Annotated in this window: 12 protein-coding genes; 2 read left to right on the top strand and 10 right to left on the bottom strand. The window is 63.0% G+C overall.

Annotated features, from left to right (window positions below):
• Positions 1 to 574 precede the first annotated feature (574 nt).
• From hisS to ACMRQN_RS08370, 6 genes are all read right to left on the bottom strand, one after another.
• The gene (gene hisS, locus ACMRQN_RS08395; protein WP_418734604.1) at positions 575 to 1,942 is read right to left on the bottom strand and encodes a histidine--tRNA ligase; all 1,368 of its coding nucleotides are present in this window, start codon (positions 1,940 to 1,942) and stop codon (positions 575 to 577) included.
• A gap of 138 nt (positions 1,943 to 2,080) precedes the next feature.
• On the bottom strand, positions 2,081 to 5,902 hold the full coding sequence (locus tag ACMRQN_RS08390; protein ID WP_418734603.1) for a phosphoribosylformylglycinamidine synthase: 3,822 nt from the start codon (positions 5,900 to 5,902) through the stop codon (positions 2,081 to 2,083).
• A 27-nt stretch (positions 5,903 to 5,929) separates the two neighbouring features.
• Complete coding sequence (locus tag ACMRQN_RS08385; protein WP_418734602.1) at positions 5,930 to 6,577, bottom strand: hypothetical protein; 648 nt, start codon at positions 6,575 to 6,577, stop codon at positions 5,930 to 5,932.
• A 106-nt stretch (positions 6,578 to 6,683) separates the two neighbouring features.
• Positions 6,684 to 7,565, bottom strand: coding sequence for a phosphoribosylaminoimidazolesuccinocarboxamide synthase (locus ACMRQN_RS08380; protein WP_418734601.1), 882 nt, complete (start codon positions 7,563 to 7,565; stop codon positions 6,684 to 6,686).
• Positions 7,566 to 7,670: 105 nt separating this feature from the next.
• Positions 7,671 to 9,278, bottom strand: a complete 1,608-nt coding sequence (locus ACMRQN_RS08375) for an ATP-binding protein (RefSeq protein WP_418734605.1) — start codon at positions 9,276 to 9,278, stop codon at positions 7,671 to 7,673.
• 110 nt (positions 9,279 to 9,388) lie between these two features.
• Positions 9,389 to 10,099, bottom strand: coding sequence for a response regulator transcription factor (locus ACMRQN_RS08370; RefSeq protein ID WP_158048812.1), 711 nt, complete (start codon positions 10,097 to 10,099; stop codon positions 9,389 to 9,391).
• Positions 10,100 to 10,267: 168 nt separating this feature from the next.
• Here ACMRQN_RS08370 and ACMRQN_RS08365 point away from each other — a divergent pair, with 168 nt between their 5' ends.
• Entirely contained in the window at positions 10,268 to 11,725 is a 1,458-nt protein-coding gene (locus ACMRQN_RS08365; protein WP_418734600.1) for a Tat pathway signal protein, read from the top strand.
• Between the two features lie 39 nt (positions 11,726 to 11,764).
• Here ACMRQN_RS08365 and ACMRQN_RS08360 read toward each other — a convergent pair whose 3' ends face one another.
• Positions 11,765 to 14,725, bottom strand: a complete 2,961-nt coding sequence (locus ACMRQN_RS08360; protein WP_418734599.1) for an S-layer homology domain-containing protein — start codon at positions 14,723 to 14,725, stop codon at positions 11,765 to 11,767.
• Positions 14,726 to 14,873: 148 nt separating this feature from the next.
• Between ACMRQN_RS08360 and ACMRQN_RS08355 the strand changes: the two genes are divergently transcribed.
• Positions 14,874 to 16,055 (top strand): FAD:protein FMN transferase, encoded by a 1,182-nt coding sequence (locus ACMRQN_RS08355; protein WP_418734598.1) that lies wholly within the window; start codon positions 14,874 to 14,876, stop codon positions 16,053 to 16,055.
• Positions 16,056 to 16,205: 150 nt separating this feature from the next.
• On the opposite strand, the gene purB is transcribed toward ACMRQN_RS08355, so the two are convergent.
• The 3 genes from purB to ACMRQN_RS08340 all read right to left on the bottom strand — a co-directional run bounded on the left by purB (position 16,206) and on the right by ACMRQN_RS08340 (position 19,029).
• Complete coding sequence (purB, locus tag ACMRQN_RS08350) at positions 16,206 to 17,549, bottom strand: adenylosuccinate lyase (RefSeq protein ID WP_276997354.1); 1,344 nt, start codon at positions 17,547 to 17,549, stop codon at positions 16,206 to 16,208.
• Positions 17,550 to 17,626: 77 nt separating this feature from the next.
• Positions 17,627 to 18,298, bottom strand: coding sequence for a potassium channel family protein (locus tag ACMRQN_RS08345; protein ID WP_158048817.1), 672 nt, complete (start codon positions 18,296 to 18,298; stop codon positions 17,627 to 17,629).
• A gap of 68 nt (positions 18,299 to 18,366) precedes the next feature.
• Positions 18,367 to 19,029 carry a potassium channel family protein gene (locus ACMRQN_RS08340; RefSeq protein ID WP_158048818.1) on the bottom strand — a complete coding sequence of 221 codons (663 nt, stop codon included), beginning with the start codon at positions 19,027 to 19,029 and terminating at the stop codon, positions 18,367 to 18,369.
• Between the last annotated feature and the right edge of the window lie 8 nt (positions 19,030 to 19,037).

Here is a 19,037-nt window from a genome sequence, read left to right as displayed (position 1 = left end):
CGCACGCGTTCCTATCCGTTTTCCTCGGTATCCGGTTTTCAAGGTTCCCGGGGCGTCTAGCGCCCCGCCCCGCCGCTTCCTTCCGTCCGCGGCGCAAGGAGATATATTACGCGCACCCCCTCCCGCGGTCAAGGGGCTTTCTCGCCTTTTTCCCGGGAGGGGGCGCCTCAAGGGCCTGTTTTCCCCATATGACCTGGGACGACGCGCTTCTATCGCCTTTCCTGACGCATACACATTCCCTCCATAAGCCCAGGAAGGGCGTTCGGATGCGGTGCGGGGCATCTCGACGCGCGAGGACGGGGCCGACCAAATGTTCCCGAGCCCGACTAGCCAAGCGAGCCCGGTCCCTGGGCACTCCGAACAACTGTCGGGCAGAATCATTCGAAGCGAAATCCGCCGAAGGGGTCGACGCATCACTATATATAGTAGCGTTATGCCACGCAGAGATATTTCCCGCTTCATAGTGGCACCCTTACTATAAGAAGAGGCCGAGCGCTTCTCGAGCACTCGGCCTCTTGAATGGATGAGACAATCGCCTACGGCATTCGCCCCACAGTTCTCTTCCCTCTTGGCTCTACTCAACCTCGGTGAGCGCTTCGCCCATCTGCTCCGGCGTGAGGACGGCGCCCTCGCTGGAGAACTTCGCAAGGATTGCCTTCATCGCAGCAAGGTCGACCAGACGCTCCGCGTGCGACGTCATATTGCGCACCTTCACCTTGCCCTCGGAGAGCTCATCGGGACCAAGGATGGCGACCATCGATGCGCTCAGTTTGTCGGCAAGCTTGAACTGACTTTTCAGGCTGCGCTTCTGATGGTCCATATCGGCAGACTGCCCCGCATCGCGGAACGCCTGCACAAGGGAAAACGCCTCAGTGTGAACCGAATCGTCGACGCAGGCGACAAACAGATCGCACCGCTGGGCACGGGGAAATTCAACACCTGCTGCCTGCAGCGCAAGCGCGCAACGCTCATATCCAAGCGCGAACCCAAGACCCGGCGTCGGGCGTCCGCCAACTTCCTCGACGAGCTTGTCGTAGCGGCCGCCGCCGCCGATCGCGTTCTGGCTTCCCATGCCGTTGTCCACCTGAACCTCGAACACGGTGCGCGTGTAATAGTCCAAGCCGCGCACCAGCTTATAGTCCTCCTCGTAGGCGACGCCGGCAGCATCAAGATAGGCCTTCACCGCTTCGTAATGCTCACGGCAGTCCGGGCAGAGATGGTCCGAAATCTTCGGAGCGCTCTCCATTACGTGAGCGCAGCCCTCGTTCTTGCAGTCGAACGCGCGCAGCGGGTTGATTTCGGCGCGCGTCATGCACGTCTCACACAGCTCATCAGCATGCTCGTTCATATAGGAGCGGACGAGCTCTCGATAGGCGGGACGGCACTTCTCGCACCCCATCGAGTTGATGAGCAGGCGCATCGATTCGCGCGGGATGCCGATTGTCTCGTAGAAGCGCATGAGCATGATGATGGCCTCAGCGTCGATCGTCGGCTCCTCGGCGCCCAGGCACTCCACGCCCACCTGGTTAAACTGGCGCTGACGTCCCTTTTGCGGACGCTCCGCGCGGAACATGGGTCCCGCATACATCAATTTCGCGGGCGCGCCACCCTGGGGAACGAGGTCATGCTGCGCCACCGCGCGCACGACGCCGGCCGTGCCTTCGGGACGAAGCGACAGGCGGCTTTTGCTCTTGATGGTGCCGCCGTCGATGAGGCGTTTCAGGTTCTCGCCCGACACGGCGGTGAACATCTCCTTGGACACAACGTCGGTCGCTTCGCCAATGCCGCGGACGAACAGGTCGGTCTGCTCGAATATCGGTGTCTCGATGGGCACATACCCGTAACGGGCGAAAACGGAGAACGCCGTCTCCTTAAAATGCAGCCAAAACGCCGCCTCGTCAGGTAAAAAATCCCTCGTGCCTTCAGCAGCCTGCATTGCCATTGCGCCCACCTTTTCCTTCGTTTAGCTTGATTGCGATTTGCATTGTAACGTAAATGAAGCGCGGGCTCCGATTGCCCGCGCTTCAACATATTCCATCGGGGAGTGGCGACCATGCCGGAATCGGTCGCCGCCCGCCACTTACTTGAAGTACTCCACACCGCCTTCGATGAGCGGCTGATACGTGAAGTCCGGGATGTTGCGATAGAGCCCAGCGCCCGAACGCTCGGTGTGGCCCATCTTGCCGAGCACACGACCATCGGGACTCGTGATGCCCTCGATGGACAGCACGCTGCCGTTGGGATTGACCGAAAGGTCCATCGACGGCTTGCCCTCCGCATCGACGTACTGCGTCGCTACCTGGCCGTTCGCGATGAGCTTCTCGATCAGCTCGGGGCTTGCCACAAAGCGGCCCTCACCATGGCTGATAGCAACGGTGTGAGTGTCCCCCACCTTACACTCGGAAAGCCACGGGGAAAGCGACGACGCCACGCGCGTGCGGACGAGGCGGCTTTGATGGCGGCCGATCGTGTTGAAGGTAAGCGTCGGGCATTCATCGGTCATGGGAACGATGTCGCCGTAAGGCACAAGGCCGAGCTTGACGAGCGCCTGGAATCCATTGCAGATGCCGAGCATGAGGCCGTCGCGGTTCTGAAGAAGATCGCGCACCGCCTCGGTCACCTCGGGAGCACGGAAGAACGCCGTGATGAACTTCGCCGAGCCGTCAGGCTCATCGCCGCCGGAGAAGCCGCCTGGAATCATGACGATCTGGCTTTCGCGGATGGCGGCAGCGAGGGCGACGATGCTCTCGGCGACCGCATCGGGCGTAAGGTTGTTCACGATGAGCGTGGTCGGCAGGGCGCCGGCACGCTCGAACGCGTGCGCCGTGTCGTACTCGCAGTTCGTCCCCGGGAACACGGGGATGATGACGCGCGGCTTCGCGATCGAACCGCTATACGTGAGCGGCAACTTGTCGTCGCAGGTGATGGGCGCAACGTCGGTGGCGCTGGATTCCGATTGGGCAGCGGTGCTGCGATACGGGAACACCGACTCGATCGCGCCTTCCCACACATCCTGCAGGCGAGCCAAATCAACCGCCTCGCCCGCAACCGAGAGCACGTAGTCCTCGGTCGTCGTGCCGAGAAGGGCGACGTCGAGGCACTCGGTCGCCTCGGGAAGCACCGCGTCGTCGGCCAGCTCGATGATGAAGCTGCCGTATGCGGGGGTGAAGAGCGCATCGACGTCAGCGTCTTCGAGCGCCACACCGATCCCGTTGCCGACGCACATCTTGAACAGCGACTCCGCCGCGCAACCGTAACCGGGCGTCGACACGGCAAGGGCTGCTCCTTCGCCGATAAGGCCCTCAACCGCGGCAATCGCCGCAAGCTCGTCCTCGGCAGCGGGCGCCACATCATCGGCGTCGTAGCAGCGCGGAGCGATGAGCGCGACCCTGTGGCCAGCGCCCTTGAACTCAGGACTCGTCACGCGATCGACCTTGCCGACCGCAGTGGCGAAGGACACGAGCGTCGGGGGAACATCGAGGTCCTCGAACGAGCCCGACATGGAGTCTTTTCCACCGATCGAGCCCAGCCCCAGATCGAGCTGCGCCTGAAGCGCACCGAGAACGGCAGCCGCGGGCTTGCCCCAGCGAGCAGGCTCGTTGCGCAGGCGCTCGAAGTATTCCTGGAACGTAAGGTACATGTCCTCGCGCTTGAAGCCCGTGGCCACCAGGCGCGAAACGCTCTCGACGACGGCGATATAGGAGCCGACGAACTGATTCTTCTCGGTGAGATAGGGGTTGAAGCCCCACGCCATGCCGGAGCACGTCGTGGTCTCGCCGTCGACCGGCAGCTTCGCCACCATGGCGAGCGCGGGCGTGAGCTGGTATTTTCCACCGAACGGCATGAGCACGGTAGCCGCGCCGATCGTGGAATCGAAGCGCTCGGAGAGACCCTTGTTGGAGCAGACGTTCAAGTCGCTCACGAGCGATTCCATGCGCTCGGCGAACGTGTCGCCCGCCCAGGTGCGCTCATAGGAGCTGCCTGCCTCGATATGAACGTCCTGATGCTTCGGGGCACCGTTCGATGCCAAAAACTCGCGGCTCACGTCGACGATGGCCTCGTCGTTCCAGAAGATGCGCACGCGCGGCTCGGCGACGACCTCGGCGATCACCGTGGCCTCGAGGTTCTCCTCCTTGGCGTATCCGAGAAATTCTTCCACATCGGCGGCGGCAATGGCGCAAGCCATGCGCTCCTGGCTCTCCGAGATGGCGAGCTCAGTGCCATCAAGTCCGTCGTATTTCTTCGGAACCTTGTTGAGGTTGATACGCAGGCCGTCAGCGATCTCGCCCAAGGCAACCGACACGCCGCCCGCACCGAAGTCGTTACAGCGCTTGATGAGACGGCAGGCCTCGCCGCGGCGGAACAGCCTTTGAAGCTTGCGCTCGACAGGGGCGTTGCCCTTCTGCACCTCGGCACCGCAATGCTCGAGGCTCTCGAGGTTGTGCGCCTTCGACGATCCAGTCGCGCCGCCGATGCCATCGCGGCCGGTGCGTCCGCCCAAAAGGACGATGACGTCGCCCGGCTCGGGCTTCTCGCGACGCACGTGATCGGCCGGGGTCGCCGCGACGACGGCACCGATCTCCATGCGCTTGGCGACATAGCCCGGATGATACAGCTCGTGGACAGAGCCTGTGGCCAGGCCGATCTGGTTGCCGTAGGAGGAGTAGCCGGCAGCGGCCGTCGTCACGAGCTTGCGTTGCGGAAGCTTGCCCTCAAGCGTTTCCGACACGGGGACCGTGGGGTCACCCGCACCGGTTACACGCATCGCCTGGTACACGTAGCTGCGCCCCGAAAGCGGGTCGCGGATAGCGCCCCCCAAGCACGTTGCCGCGCCGCCGAACGGCTCGATCTCGGTGGGATGGTTGTGCGTCTCGTTCTTGAAGAGGTAGAGCCAGTCCTCGTCCTTCCCGTCGACGTCGACCGTACACTTCACCGTGCAGGCGTTGATTTCCTCGGACTCGTCGAGGCCGGTCAGGATGCCTTGGGATTTCAGCCACTTCGCGCCGATGGTGCCCATGTCCATAAGGCAGATGGGCTTCTCGTCGCGGCCAAGCTCATGGCGCAGCTTAAGGTAGCGCTCATAGGTCTCGCGCACCTGCTCGTCGTCGATCACAACGTTGGTGAGCTCGGTGCCGAACGTGGTATGGCGGCAATGGTCCGACCAGTAGGTATCGATCATCTTGATCTCGGTGATGGTCGGGCAGCGCTTCTCGCCCGCGAAATACTGCTGGCAAAACGCGATGTCGGCAAGGTCCATCGCCAGACCGCGCTCCTCGATGAACTGGGAAAGACCCGCCTCGTCCAAATCGAGGAAACCCTCGATGACCTCGACGGGCTTGGGCGTCGGGTGAGCGATCTGGAGCGTTTCGCGCGCAACGAGGCACGCCTCGCGCGTCTCGACCGGGTTGATGACGTAGTGCTTCACCGCAGCGAGCGCATCGTCGGTGCACTCGCCCTCGATGACGTAGACCTGCGTGAAGGCGACGTCGGGGCGCTCGCCCTGGCTGATGAACTGGATGCACTGCGACGCGGAGTCGGCGCGCTGGTCGAACTGGCCGGGCAGCGCTTCGACGGCGAACACGTGCACGTTGGCGGGAGCTGCGGCGATTCCGGAAATGTCCGCCCCCTCCGCGGCGAGCTGCTTGGCAGTCTTGCCCGAGAACTCGACGCCCGTAACGGGAAACTCACGCGAGGCATCGTCGACCTGCGGCTCAGAGAACACCGTGGGGATGCAGCGCTCGAAAAGCTCTTCGTCGATGCCCTCGACGTCGTAGCAGTTGATTAGGCGCAGGCGAGCCGTCTTCGCAAGTCCCTCGGGAACGGCGGTGTGCAGCTCGGCGAGCAGCTGTTGCGCTTCGACATCGAAGCCGGGCTTCTTCTCCACGTATACGCGCGAAACCATGATGATCCTTTCCAGGGTGGCAGGCGATTACTTGTCGGCAGGCTTTGCAGCAGAAGCGGCATCGGCCGGCTTCGCGGCATCGACGGCGTCGACCTTCTTGCGGCTGAACAGGCCGCGCTTGGGCTTGATCTGCTCCTCGGCAACCTCCGCAGCGGCATCTTCCTTCTGCTTTTCCGCCTCGCGCTCGGCTGCGCGCTTCGCCTTCTCGGCGCGGCGGCTTTCCTTGGTGTTCTGGGATTCCATTTCCATCTGGTACTTGCGGCGGCACTTGCGAATCTTCGAGAAGTCAAGGTAGAACGCAAAGATGATGAGCACGTAGGACGAGCCGAGCGTGACGTAGCTGATCCACGCAGGCTCCCACGATCGGGCGAACCACGACAGCGCGACCATAAGCACCGCGGCAATCAGGACGACCCACCAAAGGCGGCGCAGGCGCTTGTATTCCGCTGTGGGCGGATTGTAGTACTTGCGGTCGAGCTCGTTTTGCTTGGCGCGCTCGGCCTTGCGGCGAGCCTTCTGCTCCGCCTTTCTCTCCTGAGGGGTCTTCGTCGAGGACTGGATATGCACCGAGGCGGCAGCTTTCGACTTCGGCTTCGCCGAGGCCGCGCTCTTGCGCGTCGTACCCTTAGGGCCCTCGTCCTGGTAGCGGTCGTTCATGTAGTTACGTTGTGACATGCAATGGTTCTTTCTCGTGGACACTTACTTCAAAAGCGGGAAGGCCCTTTAGGGCGGCGCGCTCGGCCGGGAATGCCCGCCTGTCGGCACGGACCGGGGAGGCTCCCTATGCGAACGGGAACTTCTCACCCGTGATCTTCTCGTAGGCCTCGATGTACTTCTCGCTCGTGCGCTTGATGACGTCCTCGGGAAGGCGGGGCGGCTTGGTGCCGGACTCCTTGTCCCAATGGGCGGTAAGCCAATCGCGGACGTACTGCTTGTCGAAGCTCGACTGGCTTTTGCCGGGCTCGTACTCGTCGCCGGGCCAGAAGCGCGAGGAGTCGGGAGTGAGCACCTCGTCGGCCAAGATGAGGCGGCCGTCGACGCGGCCGAACTCGAACTTGGTGTCGGCGATGATGATGCCGTGGTCGGCCGCGTGGTCGCGCGCGGCGGTGTACACCTTGATGGCCGCGTCGCGCAGCTCGGCCGCCGCCTCGTCGCCGATGATCTCGGCGCAGCGCTCGAAGCTGATGTTCTCGTCATGGTCGCCGATTTCGGCCTTGGTGGAAGGCGTGAAGATGGGCGTCTCGAGCTTGGAGGAGTTCACAAGGCCACCGGGCAGCTCGATGCCGCAGACCGTGCCCTGCGCCTGGTACTCCTTAAGGCCGCTGCCCGCGAGATACCCGCGCACGATGCACTCGATGGGATACATGTCGGCCTTCTTGACCAACATGAACCGCCCCTCCAACTTGTCGGCATAGGGCTTGAAGCGCTCCGGCAGGTCGGCGACGTCGGTGGAGATGAGATGGTTCTCGATCACGCCGTCGAGCAGCTTGAACCAGAAGCACGAGAGCTGCGTGAGCACCTGGCCCTTATGGGGAATCTCGTCCTCAAGAATATAGTCAAACGCGGAGATGCGGTCGGAGGCGACGACCAAAAGACGGTCGCCTAGATCGTAGAGGTCGCGAACTTTGCCTTGCGCATCGGGTTCGATGTCGATCACGCTCATGATTTCAGGTCCTTTCAAAACCTCGTTGCGAATATGCGGCGTACGAGCAAGTGCCCCGTGCGCCGACAAGCGATAATGAGTCGCGACCCATTATCGCGCACTGCCTTACTTTTTGCGATTGGAAGCGGATTTTCCTTCGGCCGAGCGTTGCTGGCGGGCGCCCGAGAGCAACTGCTGGCGGTGCTGCTGCTTTTGCTGCTGGCGCTGCCTTTGCTGCTCGCGCTTGTCGTTGGTGCGCGTGCGCTGCTCGTCGTAGAGGGGGAAATGGAGCGTGAAGCAGGCGCCCTTGCCCTTCTCGCCCTCGACCTGCACCCATCCGCCATGGCGGTCGACGATTTCCTTCACGACCGCAAGCCCGATACCTAAGCCGCCGCTCGCGCGGTTACGCCCGGCGTCCGCCCTCCAGAAGCGCGAGAAGACCATCTTCGCCTCCTCGGGGGAAAGCCCGATGCCGGTATCGCGCACGGCGATCGAGGCCATGATGTCGCCCTTCGACACGGTGACCGACACATGCCCGCCTTCGGGGGTGTAGCGCACCGCGTTCGAGATGAGGTTGGCTGTGGCCTGGCGAATCATGTCGGGATCGCCCACGACGAGCACGCCTTTCTCGGCGCGGTACTCGAACGTGAGCCCCGAGTCGGCAACGAACGCCTCGTGCGTGGAGACGATGCTCTGGATGAGCTCGCCCACATCGACCACTTCCTCTTTCATGGGGGTGGCGCGGTTTTCCAGGCGGGAGAGCTTCAAGAGCGCGTCAACCAGGCGACTTAAGCGCTGCACCTCGGAGTTCACGGTCTCGAGACGCTCGGCATCGGCCTCAAACACGCCGTCGACCATCGCCTCGACGGTGGACTGGATGGCCATAAGCGGCGTGCGCAACTCGTGGGCGACGTCGGTTGTGAGACGGCGCTCCAGCTCGCGGTCCTTCTCGACCGACTCCGCCATCTCGTCGAAGGTCTCTCCCAGACGGGCGATCTCGTCCTCGCCGTGAAGATCGGTGCGCGCCGAGAGGTCGCCTTCCTTGATGGCGCGGGCCGTCTTCGTCATGCGGTTGATGGGAGCCACCAGATTGCGCGCGAACAAAAAGCCGATGCACGACGCAAGCACGATGGCCACGAGCGACGCGAAGAGCATAGCCTGGTAGGAATTCTCGCGGAACTCCTGGTCGGGGCCGCGCATAAGCGTATCCGACCCGTAGACCCAGATGCGTACGGAGCCGACGACCTTGTCGTCGACCACAATCTTGGCGAGCGCGACCTTCGAGGCGTCCTTCGGCTCGAAGGAGCTCGTGGCGTTCGGGATGCCGTTGATGCGGTTCGAGGAATCGAAGACGGTGACGTCGTTCTCGTCGACGACCTTGATGGCGATGCCCGGCGTAACCTCGAGCGCGGCCTCGACGGGCATGAGTGCCGCAGAGCTCTTGATGGTGAGCGAGCTGTCGGCCTCCATGCGCTCCTCGATGCGGCTGGCGGTCGTCTCCGCGAGGGTCTCCATGTTGGACGCGGTGTAGGTTTGGAAATGCTGCTCCCACACAAACGAGATGACGCCGATGGCGACAAGACCGGTCATCGCGGCGATGAGCGCGAACGCCAAGGTGACGCGCGCGGTGTAGGAAAGGCTCGTCCAGCCGAACTTGCGGCGGCGCTCCTTTCGCGCGAGCTTTCCCTGATGGGGCTCGCCCGTTGAAGCCCGCTCCTCGGAAGAGTCGGGCATGACGCGAATGCGGGCAGCCCCGCCGCCCGCATTCGCAGAGGGGCTCGACGTCTCTTCGGACGCCGAGCCGTTATGTACTCGGTTCGTTTCGCTCACGGGTCACCCGCAGGCTATTTGCCGGATTTCGTGGGGTCCTCGAAGCGATACCCCACGCCGTGGACAGTGTGCAGCCATTTCGGGTTGCGCGGATTGTCGCCGATCTTCGCGCGCAGGTTCTTCACGTGCGAGTCGATGGTGCGCTCGTAGCCCTCGAAGTCGTAACCGAGCACCTTTTCCACCAGCTCCATGCGAGAGTACACGCGGCCCGGATAACGGGAAAGCGTGGTGAGCAGCTTGAACTCGGAGGCCGTGAGGTCAACTTCCTCGCCCTTCACGAGAACCTTGTGACCGGAAACGTCGATCGTGAGGTCGCCGAACTCGAGCACTTCGCGCTGCGGTTCGGAGTCGGCGTGCACGCGGCGGAGCAGGGCGCGCACGCGCGCAACAAGCTCGCGAGGGCTGAAGGGCTTCACCAGGTAATCGTCGGCGCCCAGCTCAAGCCCGATGATGCGGTCTTCCACCTCGCCCTTCGCGGTGAGCATGATGATGGGCACATCGGAGTTGTCGCGGATGGCGCGGCAGACACGCTCGCCGGGAACGCGCGGGAGCATGAGGTCGAGAACGACCAGGTCGAAATGATGCTTCTGGAATTCCTCAAGCGCCTCCTGGCCGTCGCCCACGGCGGTTACCCAGTAGTTTTCGCGCTCGAGATAAGCAGCGACCGCATCGCGGATCGCCTTTTCGTCTTCTACAAGAAGAATGCGTCGGGTTTCGTTGTTCATTGACGTCTCCTAACATGGGATTTTCCTGCGCGCATGGTCCATGCACGAGGCCGGCGGAGCGCGCAAGGCTTAAAGCCCACGGCGGACCGTCAGATTCGTCTTTGGGTTTATTGTAGCAATTGGGCGTATTCTCGCGCGAGGCGTAGGCGAAATGACACAATTACCACCATGCCAACGAAAAGACCCACTCCAGGAAAAAACAGCGCGCACGCGCAAAGAAGCCCTCGCCAAAGCACGCGGCGGGGCACTTCTGCGAGCTATCGTCCGCGTGCGGCGCATGCAACGCACGCGCCGACGGTCCGCGTCGCCGAAGGGCGCTCAGAGCAGGGCATCAAGGTTCCCGCCCCAGGCGGTGGGCAGGTCCTCCTCACCCGACGGCACTTCCTTTACGGCGCGATCGGCATCGGAGCCCTTGCCGTTGTCGGCGGGGGCATCGGCGTGGGAGTGAACGCCGCCTCGAAGGCGAACGAGCCCACCTTCAACACGCTGACCGTCTCTAAGGACGCCGTCACGTCGTGCTCCGCCGCGACGCCGGGCGACTTCACCGAAATCGAGGATTCAAGCACCGCGCTCGGGCTTTCAGGAACCTACGAGCTCCCCTACGGAACGCTCGTCTGGGCAAGCGACGATTCCGTCGCGGCGTGCCTCGTGCCCACCGACGGCTCGAAGCCGCTTACGAAGGTGGTGTTGCTCTCCCTTTCGTCGGGCAACCAGACCACGGCGATTTCCCAGGCGAAAGGCCAAGAAGAAGGTTTCGAGATCTACGATGTGCGCGCGTGCGCGACCGGCGTCGTGTGGACCGAGGCAAACATCCTCGACGGCACCTGGCGCATCTACAGCGCAGCGCTTTCGAATGGGGAACTCGGGACGGCGGCGCTGGCCGAAGAGGGCGGCGCCGATTGGGAGACCCCGACGCTCGCCGTATCGAGCGGATACGCCTTCTGGCAGGTTCTCCCCAAGAAGGACGGATCGGCGAGCAAGGAAGCGTCACGCCTGATGAGAGCACGTTTCGGCTCGAGCGACACCGAGGAGGCCTACACCTCGAAAGGCCGTATGTGCACACCGCCCTATGCGACGGGCGACTCCGTCGTCATCACCCCGCGCGCCGCGGCATCCTCGTCGCGCTACCAGCTCACGCGCATCGACGCGCAATCCGCGAGCGTGGTCGACTCCCTCGTGCTTCCCTCTTCGATGAAGCCACTCGAGGCGGGTTACGGCGACACGGGGTTCATGTTCTCGTTCGAAGCAATCTACAATTTCGGCGAAGGCATCGCCAACCTGGGAACATACATTCCCGCAAGCACCGTGCAGCCCGACACCGACGCGCAGGGCAACGCCTCGTACAGCCTGGTTCCGTGGTTCCGTCATGGCGTGACCCCCACCGCCCCGCCCGCATGGTGCGGTGGGTGGATCATCGCGAAGGACTCGTACAACGTGTGCGGGTTCAGCCCCGAGAGCAAGCAGTATTTCATGCTGGAGGTGAAGTCGGGCGCGCCGAGCTTCGGCGACTACCTGGCGTCGACCGGCTCGGTCAAGCGCGTCGTCACGTACTCGAACATCGACAACACCACGCTTCAGGGCGAATCGCAGCAGTACTGCTGCGTGCGCGTCTGGGAACCGGCTTAGCAGCCCTCCAGCCGCGCACGCTCTTCTTACAGTAGGTTCCTACAGAATGCCCTTCTCGAGCGCATTCGAGAGCACCACGGCAACGCGTTCGCGCGCGATGTGCTCGCCTGGGACGAGCTGATGCGTGCCGTCGGGCAGCTCGTACCCGCTGACCACGCCCTGTTGAATCGCCCATGCCGCAGCGGATCTCGCCCAAGGTGAAATGCTCTCGGCATCGATGAGGGACGAAAGCGCCGCTTCATCGGCATTGGATGCCCCCTTCAGGTTGGCGAGAATCTGAAGGAGCTGCTCCATCGTTACCGCGTCATCCGGCCCGAACGCCGTGCGCGCGCCCGTCTCGTCGGCATAGCCGTTCATGACGCCGTTCGCAACCGCCCAGTTCACCGCGCCCGTGTACCACACGCCGTCGCGAACGTCGGGAAGCGAGGTCTCGTTTTTGGCAGCGCTTGCATCATAGGAGCCCTCGGCTGTCGGGTCGGAATAGCGCCAGAGCACCATCGCGAGCTCGGAGCGCGTGAGCGAGGCGCCAACGCCGAACAGCGACACCTCGCTGTATCCACGCATAAGGCCTGCATCAGCGACTTTCTTCACGCCGGACGCATACCACGCATTCGGGTCAACGTCGCTGAAGCGCTTCTCAATCGAGGGAGCAGGGTCGGAGCCTTCTGCATCGGGGTCGTAGGTTTTCGCGACCTCCGAGCTGCCGGGAGTCGCGCCCTGGCCGCCTGCGACGGTGATGTCCGACTTCTGGGACACCGCAACGTCGGCGGCCACGCCATCGCCCGCCTTGTGCTTGGAAGGGTCGCCTATCGAGCCCTCGCCCGCCGCGGGAATGTTGCCGCCCGTGGCCACGACAGTCGCAACGCCGACCTTGCCCTGGCCGCCGATGCCCGCACCGCCATTGCCAAGCCCCAGGCCGACCGATCCGCCCGTGGCAGTCAGCGAGCCCTCGCCAACGATGGAGCCTCCGTCGAGCTTCACGCCCGCGCCGCCGTTGCCGCCGGTCGTGTCGACCGAGCCGCCCTTGGCGACAAGCGACGAGCCTGCTGGGATAGTCACCGTCGCGCCCTTGCCAACCACGAGGGCTGACTGGGCATCGCTGCCCGACGTGATGTTGCAACCGGTGATAGAGTTCGCGCCCTCGAACGTGACGTTCCCGTTTACCACGACAGGCGCCTCGGGAGCCTTGACCTGGTAGTTTCCATCGGAGAGGAAGTTAGCGTGCGAGACGATCGTGGCGTCCTTGAGCGTTGAACCGTCATTGAGCACGATCTGGCCCACAAACGACGAGGAGTTCTTCGCGGAAACCGTGCCGCCGTTCACTTCGACCGTTCCGTACGCCACGGAATCGTCAAGAGTGAGTTTCGCGCCCTTCTCAACGACGACCTTCACGCTGGAGAGCACCTTCATGTTGTGCAGCGTGACATCGGCGCCGGCAGGGATGGTGAGCGTTTCGGTGCCGAAGTTCCCGTTCTCGCCCTTGCCGATGGTGCCGTACGTGCCGGACTCGTGCGAGCCGTAGATGTCGGTCAGCGTGGTGGGGACGGTCGCGTTGCCTGTCTCGGCGATGGTGTAGGGCTCCATGTCCCACGATGCCGTCCCCTCGGGAAGGTCGGCGATGCGCTCGGCGAGCGTCTTGTCGTTGTCGTAGATGCGCATCTCGACCGCGTTGCTCTGCTCCGTGCGGGCACCGGAGGTCACCGTGGCAACGACCTGATAGGTGCCTGATTTTGCGGGGGTACCCGTGATGAAGACCGAGCCCATCGTCACCTTCGCTGCCATGCCGCTGCCTTCAGGGGAAATGGAGACGCTGACCTTGTCCTGGCGCTCACTGTCGTTCTTCGCCCAGTCGTTCCAGGCCGTCCACTCGCCTTCGCCTTCCTTCACCTCGACATCGAGCCGGTTGTTCTCAGACGAGCTGCTGCCACCACTCGCACCGCCGCCAGCCGACGCGAGAGCGATGCCATCGTGGTCGAGGCCCATCATGCTCGCGCCATCGACGACGAAGCATTGCAGCTTGCCGGAAAGGCGGACCTGGATCTGCTGCTGGACCTCGAATGAGAGCATTTCAGCAACGGAATCGGTCGAGCCGTCGTCCTTCGTCGCCTCGGCGGTGAGCTTCACCTGATAGGTGCCCGCCACGGGGGCCGTGCCCGAAAGCGACACCTGGCCGCCTTCGACCGTCGCGGAAAGGCCCGCCACGTCTTTGCCTTCGGCGTCGACGACGGCAGCCGAGAACTTTGCGTCCGCCGCCTTCGTTCCCGCCACGCTAAACGCGAGCTTCTGGTCGACCGAGCTTCCCTCGACCGCAGGGGAGAACGCCTTGCCGCCCGCGAAAGCGAGCGAAAGCGACTGGTACGTGTCGGCAGGTTTGCTGATGTTTTCGGGCTCTTGGGTCGACCCGGTGTAGGTTGCCGTGCCGTTGTTCTCGATCTTGCCCGTAGCAAACGTGCAGTCCTCGAAGATTGCCTCGCCGTTCACCACGGGTGTTTTGGAGAACGCGCAGTTGGAGAACTTCACCTTCGCGCCCGCATCGACGGTAACCGTCGCGCCGCCATCATCGGACTTCGCGTAGAAGTTCACGCGGTCAATCGAAACGTCGCTACCTGAGGGGATAACGAAGGAGAGAGCGCCCACATACCCGATGCTGACCGTCTTAGGCCCCTGGCTGAAAAAGCCCTCGGAATAGCCGGCGATCTCGGTGAGCGACGAGGGGATGGTAACCGTCCCAGAATCCGAAAAGCTGGTTCCGACGTGGACTTTTGTGTACCCGTTCGACGCGGCCTGACCGAGATAATACGACAGCCCGTAAGAGCTGTCGTCGATGTAATAATATCCGTCGTTTGTGCTCAGCGGCTGAATTCCGCCATCGTCTTGCGCTTCCCCGTCGGCGAGCGCCACCACGGGCGTGCCCGCCATACCCGCCGCGAGCACCGTTGCGACACCGGCTCGCGCCGCGGCTTCCCACGGTTTAATCGTCTGCGCCTTTTGTTTTTCCATATGTTTCCCAGCCTTTCTGTGGGCTCATTTCGGGACAATCACTATTTGTCACCCCTGTCGACGCGTGAGTTTACCATAGTTGACTTATATAGGTAAGCCATGTATAACATTTTTTGATAAATCTCACTCCCCATTGCAAGGAACACCTGTGAACGATTACGCAAGCAGCTCGAATACCGACTCGAGCGAAAGCCACCGCGCACCCCGCCCTTCCTCGATGGACGTGCCTTCCCCTTCCTCGGCGTGGGCGCTCCAACCTTCTTCGACAGACGCGCCCCACCCCGAGGAAACCCAGTGGCGCGAACGATGGTTCCACGCATTCGACACCGAGTGCTTCGTGAAAGCGCGCGCAACCGAACACAATCTCGACCAGGTTGTTTCTCTCTGTGCGCGATACGAACGGCTCCTCAGCCACACGTTGCCCGGAAGCGATATCTGGGCCGTGAACCACGCGAAGGGCAGGCGCACGAAAGTCGATCGGGAGACGGCGGCGCTCGTTCGCGAGGCGCTTCGGTACTGCTCGAAGTCGGGCGGTCTTTTCGATATCACGCTCGCGCCGCTCGCCCGCCTTTGGAACTTTCACACAGCGCACGTTCCCTCGGAAAGCGGCGTCGCCCGAGCGCTTCGCCATGCGGGATGGCAGCGAGTCGATGCGACCGAGGACACCGTCATCGTCACCGACCCCGAAGCCGAGATAACGCTTGGGGGCATCGCGAAGGGCTACATCGCCGATCGCGTGCGCGATTTGCTGGTTGACCAGGGCGTGCGCGACGCGTTCATAAGCCTTGGCGGGAACGTTGTGACCATGGGGCGCTCCCCTCACGACAGGCCGTGGAACATCGGGGTGCGCTCGCCCGACTTCCATCGCGACCAGGAGAGAAAGCGAATCGAGAACGAGGCAATCGCGCGATCGCCGCACGGCATCGACAAGCGCGCGCTTCGCGATTTGGGAAGAAGGCCCGAGAAGCCAGCGTGCGTTCTCACCTGCTCCGATCTGTCCGTGGTGACAAGTGGAATCTACGAGCGCTGCTTTCTCGATGAGGCGACCGGGGCGGTCCACCACCACATCATCGACCCGAAAACGGGACGCCCCTGCGAAAGCGACCTCGCGAGCGCAACGGTTCTTTCGCGCATGTCGATAGAGGGAGACGGCCTGTCAACAGCGCTTATTATCATGGGATGCGACCGAGCTGCGGCGTTCATCCGCGAGCAGACCGACGCCGCCGCCCTCTTCATCAGACGCGACGGGTCCATGGCCGTCGCTGGCAACGAGGAGATTCTCAAAGAGACCCGCGCGATCGAGATTCCCGGCGTGGAGATCATCAGCTAGAAAACGCCATATCGCAGGCATTAAGCGCAAGAAAAGGCCCTGAAACCCGAGCGGGCTTCAGGGCCTCGAAAAGCAGACGACGAAGAAAACCCGCCGCAAGGCGATTCCCGAGCCGAAACTCAAGCTGCCAGAATCCCAACCCGCGAGTCGCTAGAACTCCAGGCTCTCGAGGCGCTTGAAGACCTCGTCTTTGCGCGTGAGGAAATCCCACGGATCGAAGATCTCGTCGAGCGTTTCCTTCGTAAGCTTCGCCTCGGGGTCGGCCTCCAGGCGCTCGCGATACGTCGGTCCCTCGACGGCGTTCTGGATATCCTCCCACACCTTCATGGCGTTGCGCTGCACGATAACGTACGCCTCTTCGCGCGTGATGCCCGTCTGCACAAGCGCGAGCAGCACCTTCGAGGAGAAGATAAGCCCGCGGGTGCGCCACAGGTTGTGCTCCATCTTGTCGGGGTAGGTCTGCAGGCCGTCCAAGATCCACTGCATCTTGCCGAACATGTAATCGAGCGCCGTGAAGGAGTCGGCCAGCGCGACGCGCTCGGTGCCGGAGTGGGAAATATCGCGCTCGTACCAAAGCGCTACATTGTCAAGCGCCACCTGGGCGTTCGCCTTCACCACGCGGGCGAGGCCGCAAACGCGCTCGGCAGTGATGGGGTTGCGCTTGTGGGGCATCGCCGACGAGCCCTTCTGGCCTTTCTTGAACGGCTCCTCCGCCTCGATCACGTCGGACTGCTGAAGCAGGCGCACCTGCATCGCGATCGACTCGAGCGTCGCCGCGGCGCACGCGAGCGCGCACATCACCTGCGCATGGCGGTCGCGCGCGAGCACCTGGGTCGAAAGCGGGTCAGGCGTAAGTCCCAGTTTCTCGCACACGTACTGCTCGACGAAGGGGTCGATAGAAGAATACGTGCCCACCGCGCCCGAGATGGCGCCCGTCGCAGCAACCTCGCGTGCCTGCTCGAGACGCGTCTGAGCGCGCTTCAGAGCCCATGCCCAGCTGCCGAACTTCATGCCGAAGGTCATCGGCTCGGCATGGATGCCGTGAGTGCGGCCCACGCACAGCGTGTTCTGGAACTCGAAGGCGCGGCGCTTGCACGTCTCGCCAAGCTGCTTCACGTCGGCCAAGATGATGTCGATTGCCTGGGTGATCTGGTAGGAAAGCGCCGTGTCTCCCAAGTCGCTGCTGGTCATGCCGTAGTGCACCCAGCGCGAGGGCTTCTCCTCGCCCTCCGGCACGTCGGCATCGATGTACTCGGCCATGTTGGTGGTGAAGGCGATGACGTCGTGGTTGGTGACCTTCTCGATCTCGTCGATGCGCTCAACGGTGAAGTCGGCGTGGTCGCGAATCCACTTCGCCTCTTCTTTCGTGATGCCGGCTTTCCCCAGCTCAGCCTGCGCCTCGCACGCCAGAATCTCGATTTCCTTCCAGATGGAGAACTTGTTTTGAAGCTCCCAGATGGCGCCCATCTCAGGACGCGTGTAGCGGTTGATCATTGCGCTTGCTCGCCTTTCCCGTGTCGATCGTTCCCGTTTTGCTTGTCGCTAGCATACTATACGCCCGCGCGCGCTGGTTAAAGCCCCTTGAACAAAGCGCGTACGCGGTCGAGCGCTTCGGTGTCGGCGACGACGACCGCCTTGTCCCCAGGGTGCAGCACGGTGTCATGGCGCACCACCTCGACGTCGTCGGCGGTGTCAACGGCGACGATCAGGCTACCGTCGGGCATGGGGATGTCGCGCGCGAGCACGCCGTCGGCGTTCGAGTGGTAGCGCATGCGCGGCACCGTGACCTCGGAAAGCGCAACGTTGCCGTGCGTGAGCGAGGACACGACGCTCACCGAGCCCATAAGCGCTTCCTCTTCGATCATGTTCGCGATGAGCGTGGTGGAAGAGACGCTCTCGATGCCGACCTCGTGGAAGATGCGCATGTTCTTCGGGCTGTTCACGCGCGCGATGCATCGAGGCACGCTGAACACGCGCTGCGCGATCTCGCACGACACGAGGTTGCTGTCGTCCTGGCCGGTCGTGGCGACGAACACGTCGGCGTGGCGGATGCCCGCGTCCTCTTGGAACTTCGAGTCGCAGCCGTCGCCGTGGATGATGAGGTAGCGACCCGTGAGCTCTACCGACAAACGGTCGGCGGTGCGTCGGTTCTGTTCGATGACAGCGACCTCGTTGCCGCTCTTCAGAAGCACGTTCGCAAGATAGGCGCCGATCTTTCCGCCGCCGTTGATCACTACATACATGAATGCCCTTTCACGGAAGAGGCGCGGCGCCCGCAAGGCACGGTGTGCGATGCGGACAGACGAGCCCCCTACTCCTGGATGTATTTGCTGAACATGGGGATAAGCTCATGGCGCACGCACGCGAGCACCGAATCCCCCTGGTAGAGAACGCTTTCCTTGTTGGGAATGGAACTCGCCGACCCATCACCGCGCTCAAAGGCGATGATGCGGATGTCATGATCGCGCTCGAGCTCGCCCACTCGAATCGTGCGCTTCCCCTCGCGAGAGCTCAGGTCGAGGGAGAATCGCAGCACCTCGAATTCCCCGAAGGTATCGATATGCGCACCGTGGCCCGATACCACCTTCGAGAACACGTCCTCGGCGACCAGCGATGTGCCGCACACGTAGTCGATGCCAAGCTGCATGTAGGCGCGCTCGTGATCGGGGTTGTACAGGCGCGCGATCACGTGGGGAACGCCGAACAGGCGGCTTGCAACCTCCGCGACCATGAGGTTCGTGTTGTCGAGCTGCGTGACGGCCGCGACGACATCGCAGTCGTCCACACCCGCCTTCACGAGGGTGTCCTCGTCGAAGCCGACGCCCTGCAGCGTGGAGCCGTTGAAGTTGCGGCCGAGGTTCGCGAATGCGTCGGCGCTCCTGTCGATCACGCAGACGTTGCTCCCGTTGTCGGAAAGCATGTTGGCGAGCTGCGAGCCCACGCGCCCGCACCCTACCACAATGACATTGCTCATAAATCGCC

Source organism: Ellagibacter sp., assembly GCF_048412355.1.
Classification (GTDB): Bacteria; Actinomycetota; Coriobacteriia; order Coriobacteriales; family Eggerthellaceae; genus Ellagibacter.
This window is presented reverse-complemented; position numbering and strand designations above follow the sequence as displayed.

Excerpts from the sequence above, each read along its gene's own strand:
- ACMRQN_RS08365 (WP_418734600.1), top strand. The coding sequence starts at position 10,268 with ATGCCAACGAAAAGACCCACTCCAGGAAAAAACAGCGCGCACGCGCAA.
- hisS (WP_418734604.1), bottom strand. The coding sequence starts at position 1,942 with ATGGCAATGCAGGCTGCTGAAGGCACGAGGGATTTTTTACCTGACGAG.
- ACMRQN_RS08370 (WP_158048812.1), bottom strand. The coding sequence starts at position 10,099 with ATGAACAACGAAACCCGACGCATTCTTCTTGTAGAAGACGAAAAGGCG.
- ACMRQN_RS08345 (WP_158048817.1), bottom strand. The coding sequence starts at position 18,298 with ATGTATGTAGTGATCAACGGCGGCGGAAAGATCGGCGCCTATCTTGCG.
- purB (WP_276997354.1), bottom strand. The coding sequence starts at position 17,549 with ATGATCAACCGCTACACGCGTCCTGAGATGGGCGCCATCTGGGAGCTT.
- ACMRQN_RS08390 (WP_418734603.1), bottom strand. The coding sequence starts at position 5,902 with ATGGTTTCGCGCGTATACGTGGAGAAGAAGCCCGGCTTCGATGTCGAA.
- ACMRQN_RS08380 (WP_418734601.1), bottom strand. The coding sequence starts at position 7,565 with ATGAGCGTGATCGACATCGAACCCGATGCGCAAGGCAAAGTTCGCGAC.
- ACMRQN_RS08375 (WP_418734605.1), bottom strand. The coding sequence starts at position 9,278 with ATGCCCGACTCTTCCGAGGAGCGGGCTTCAACGGGCGAGCCCCATCAG.
- ACMRQN_RS08340 (WP_158048818.1), bottom strand. The coding sequence starts at position 19,029 with ATGAGCAATGTCATTGTGGTAGGGTGCGGGCGCGTGGGCTCGCAGCTC.
- ACMRQN_RS08385 (WP_418734602.1), bottom strand. The coding sequence starts at position 6,577 with ATGTCACAACGTAACTACATGAACGACCGCTACCAGGACGAGGGCCCT.
- ACMRQN_RS08360 (WP_418734599.1), bottom strand. The coding sequence starts at position 14,725 with ATGGAAAAACAAAAGGCGCAGACGATTAAACCGTGGGAAGCCGCGGCG.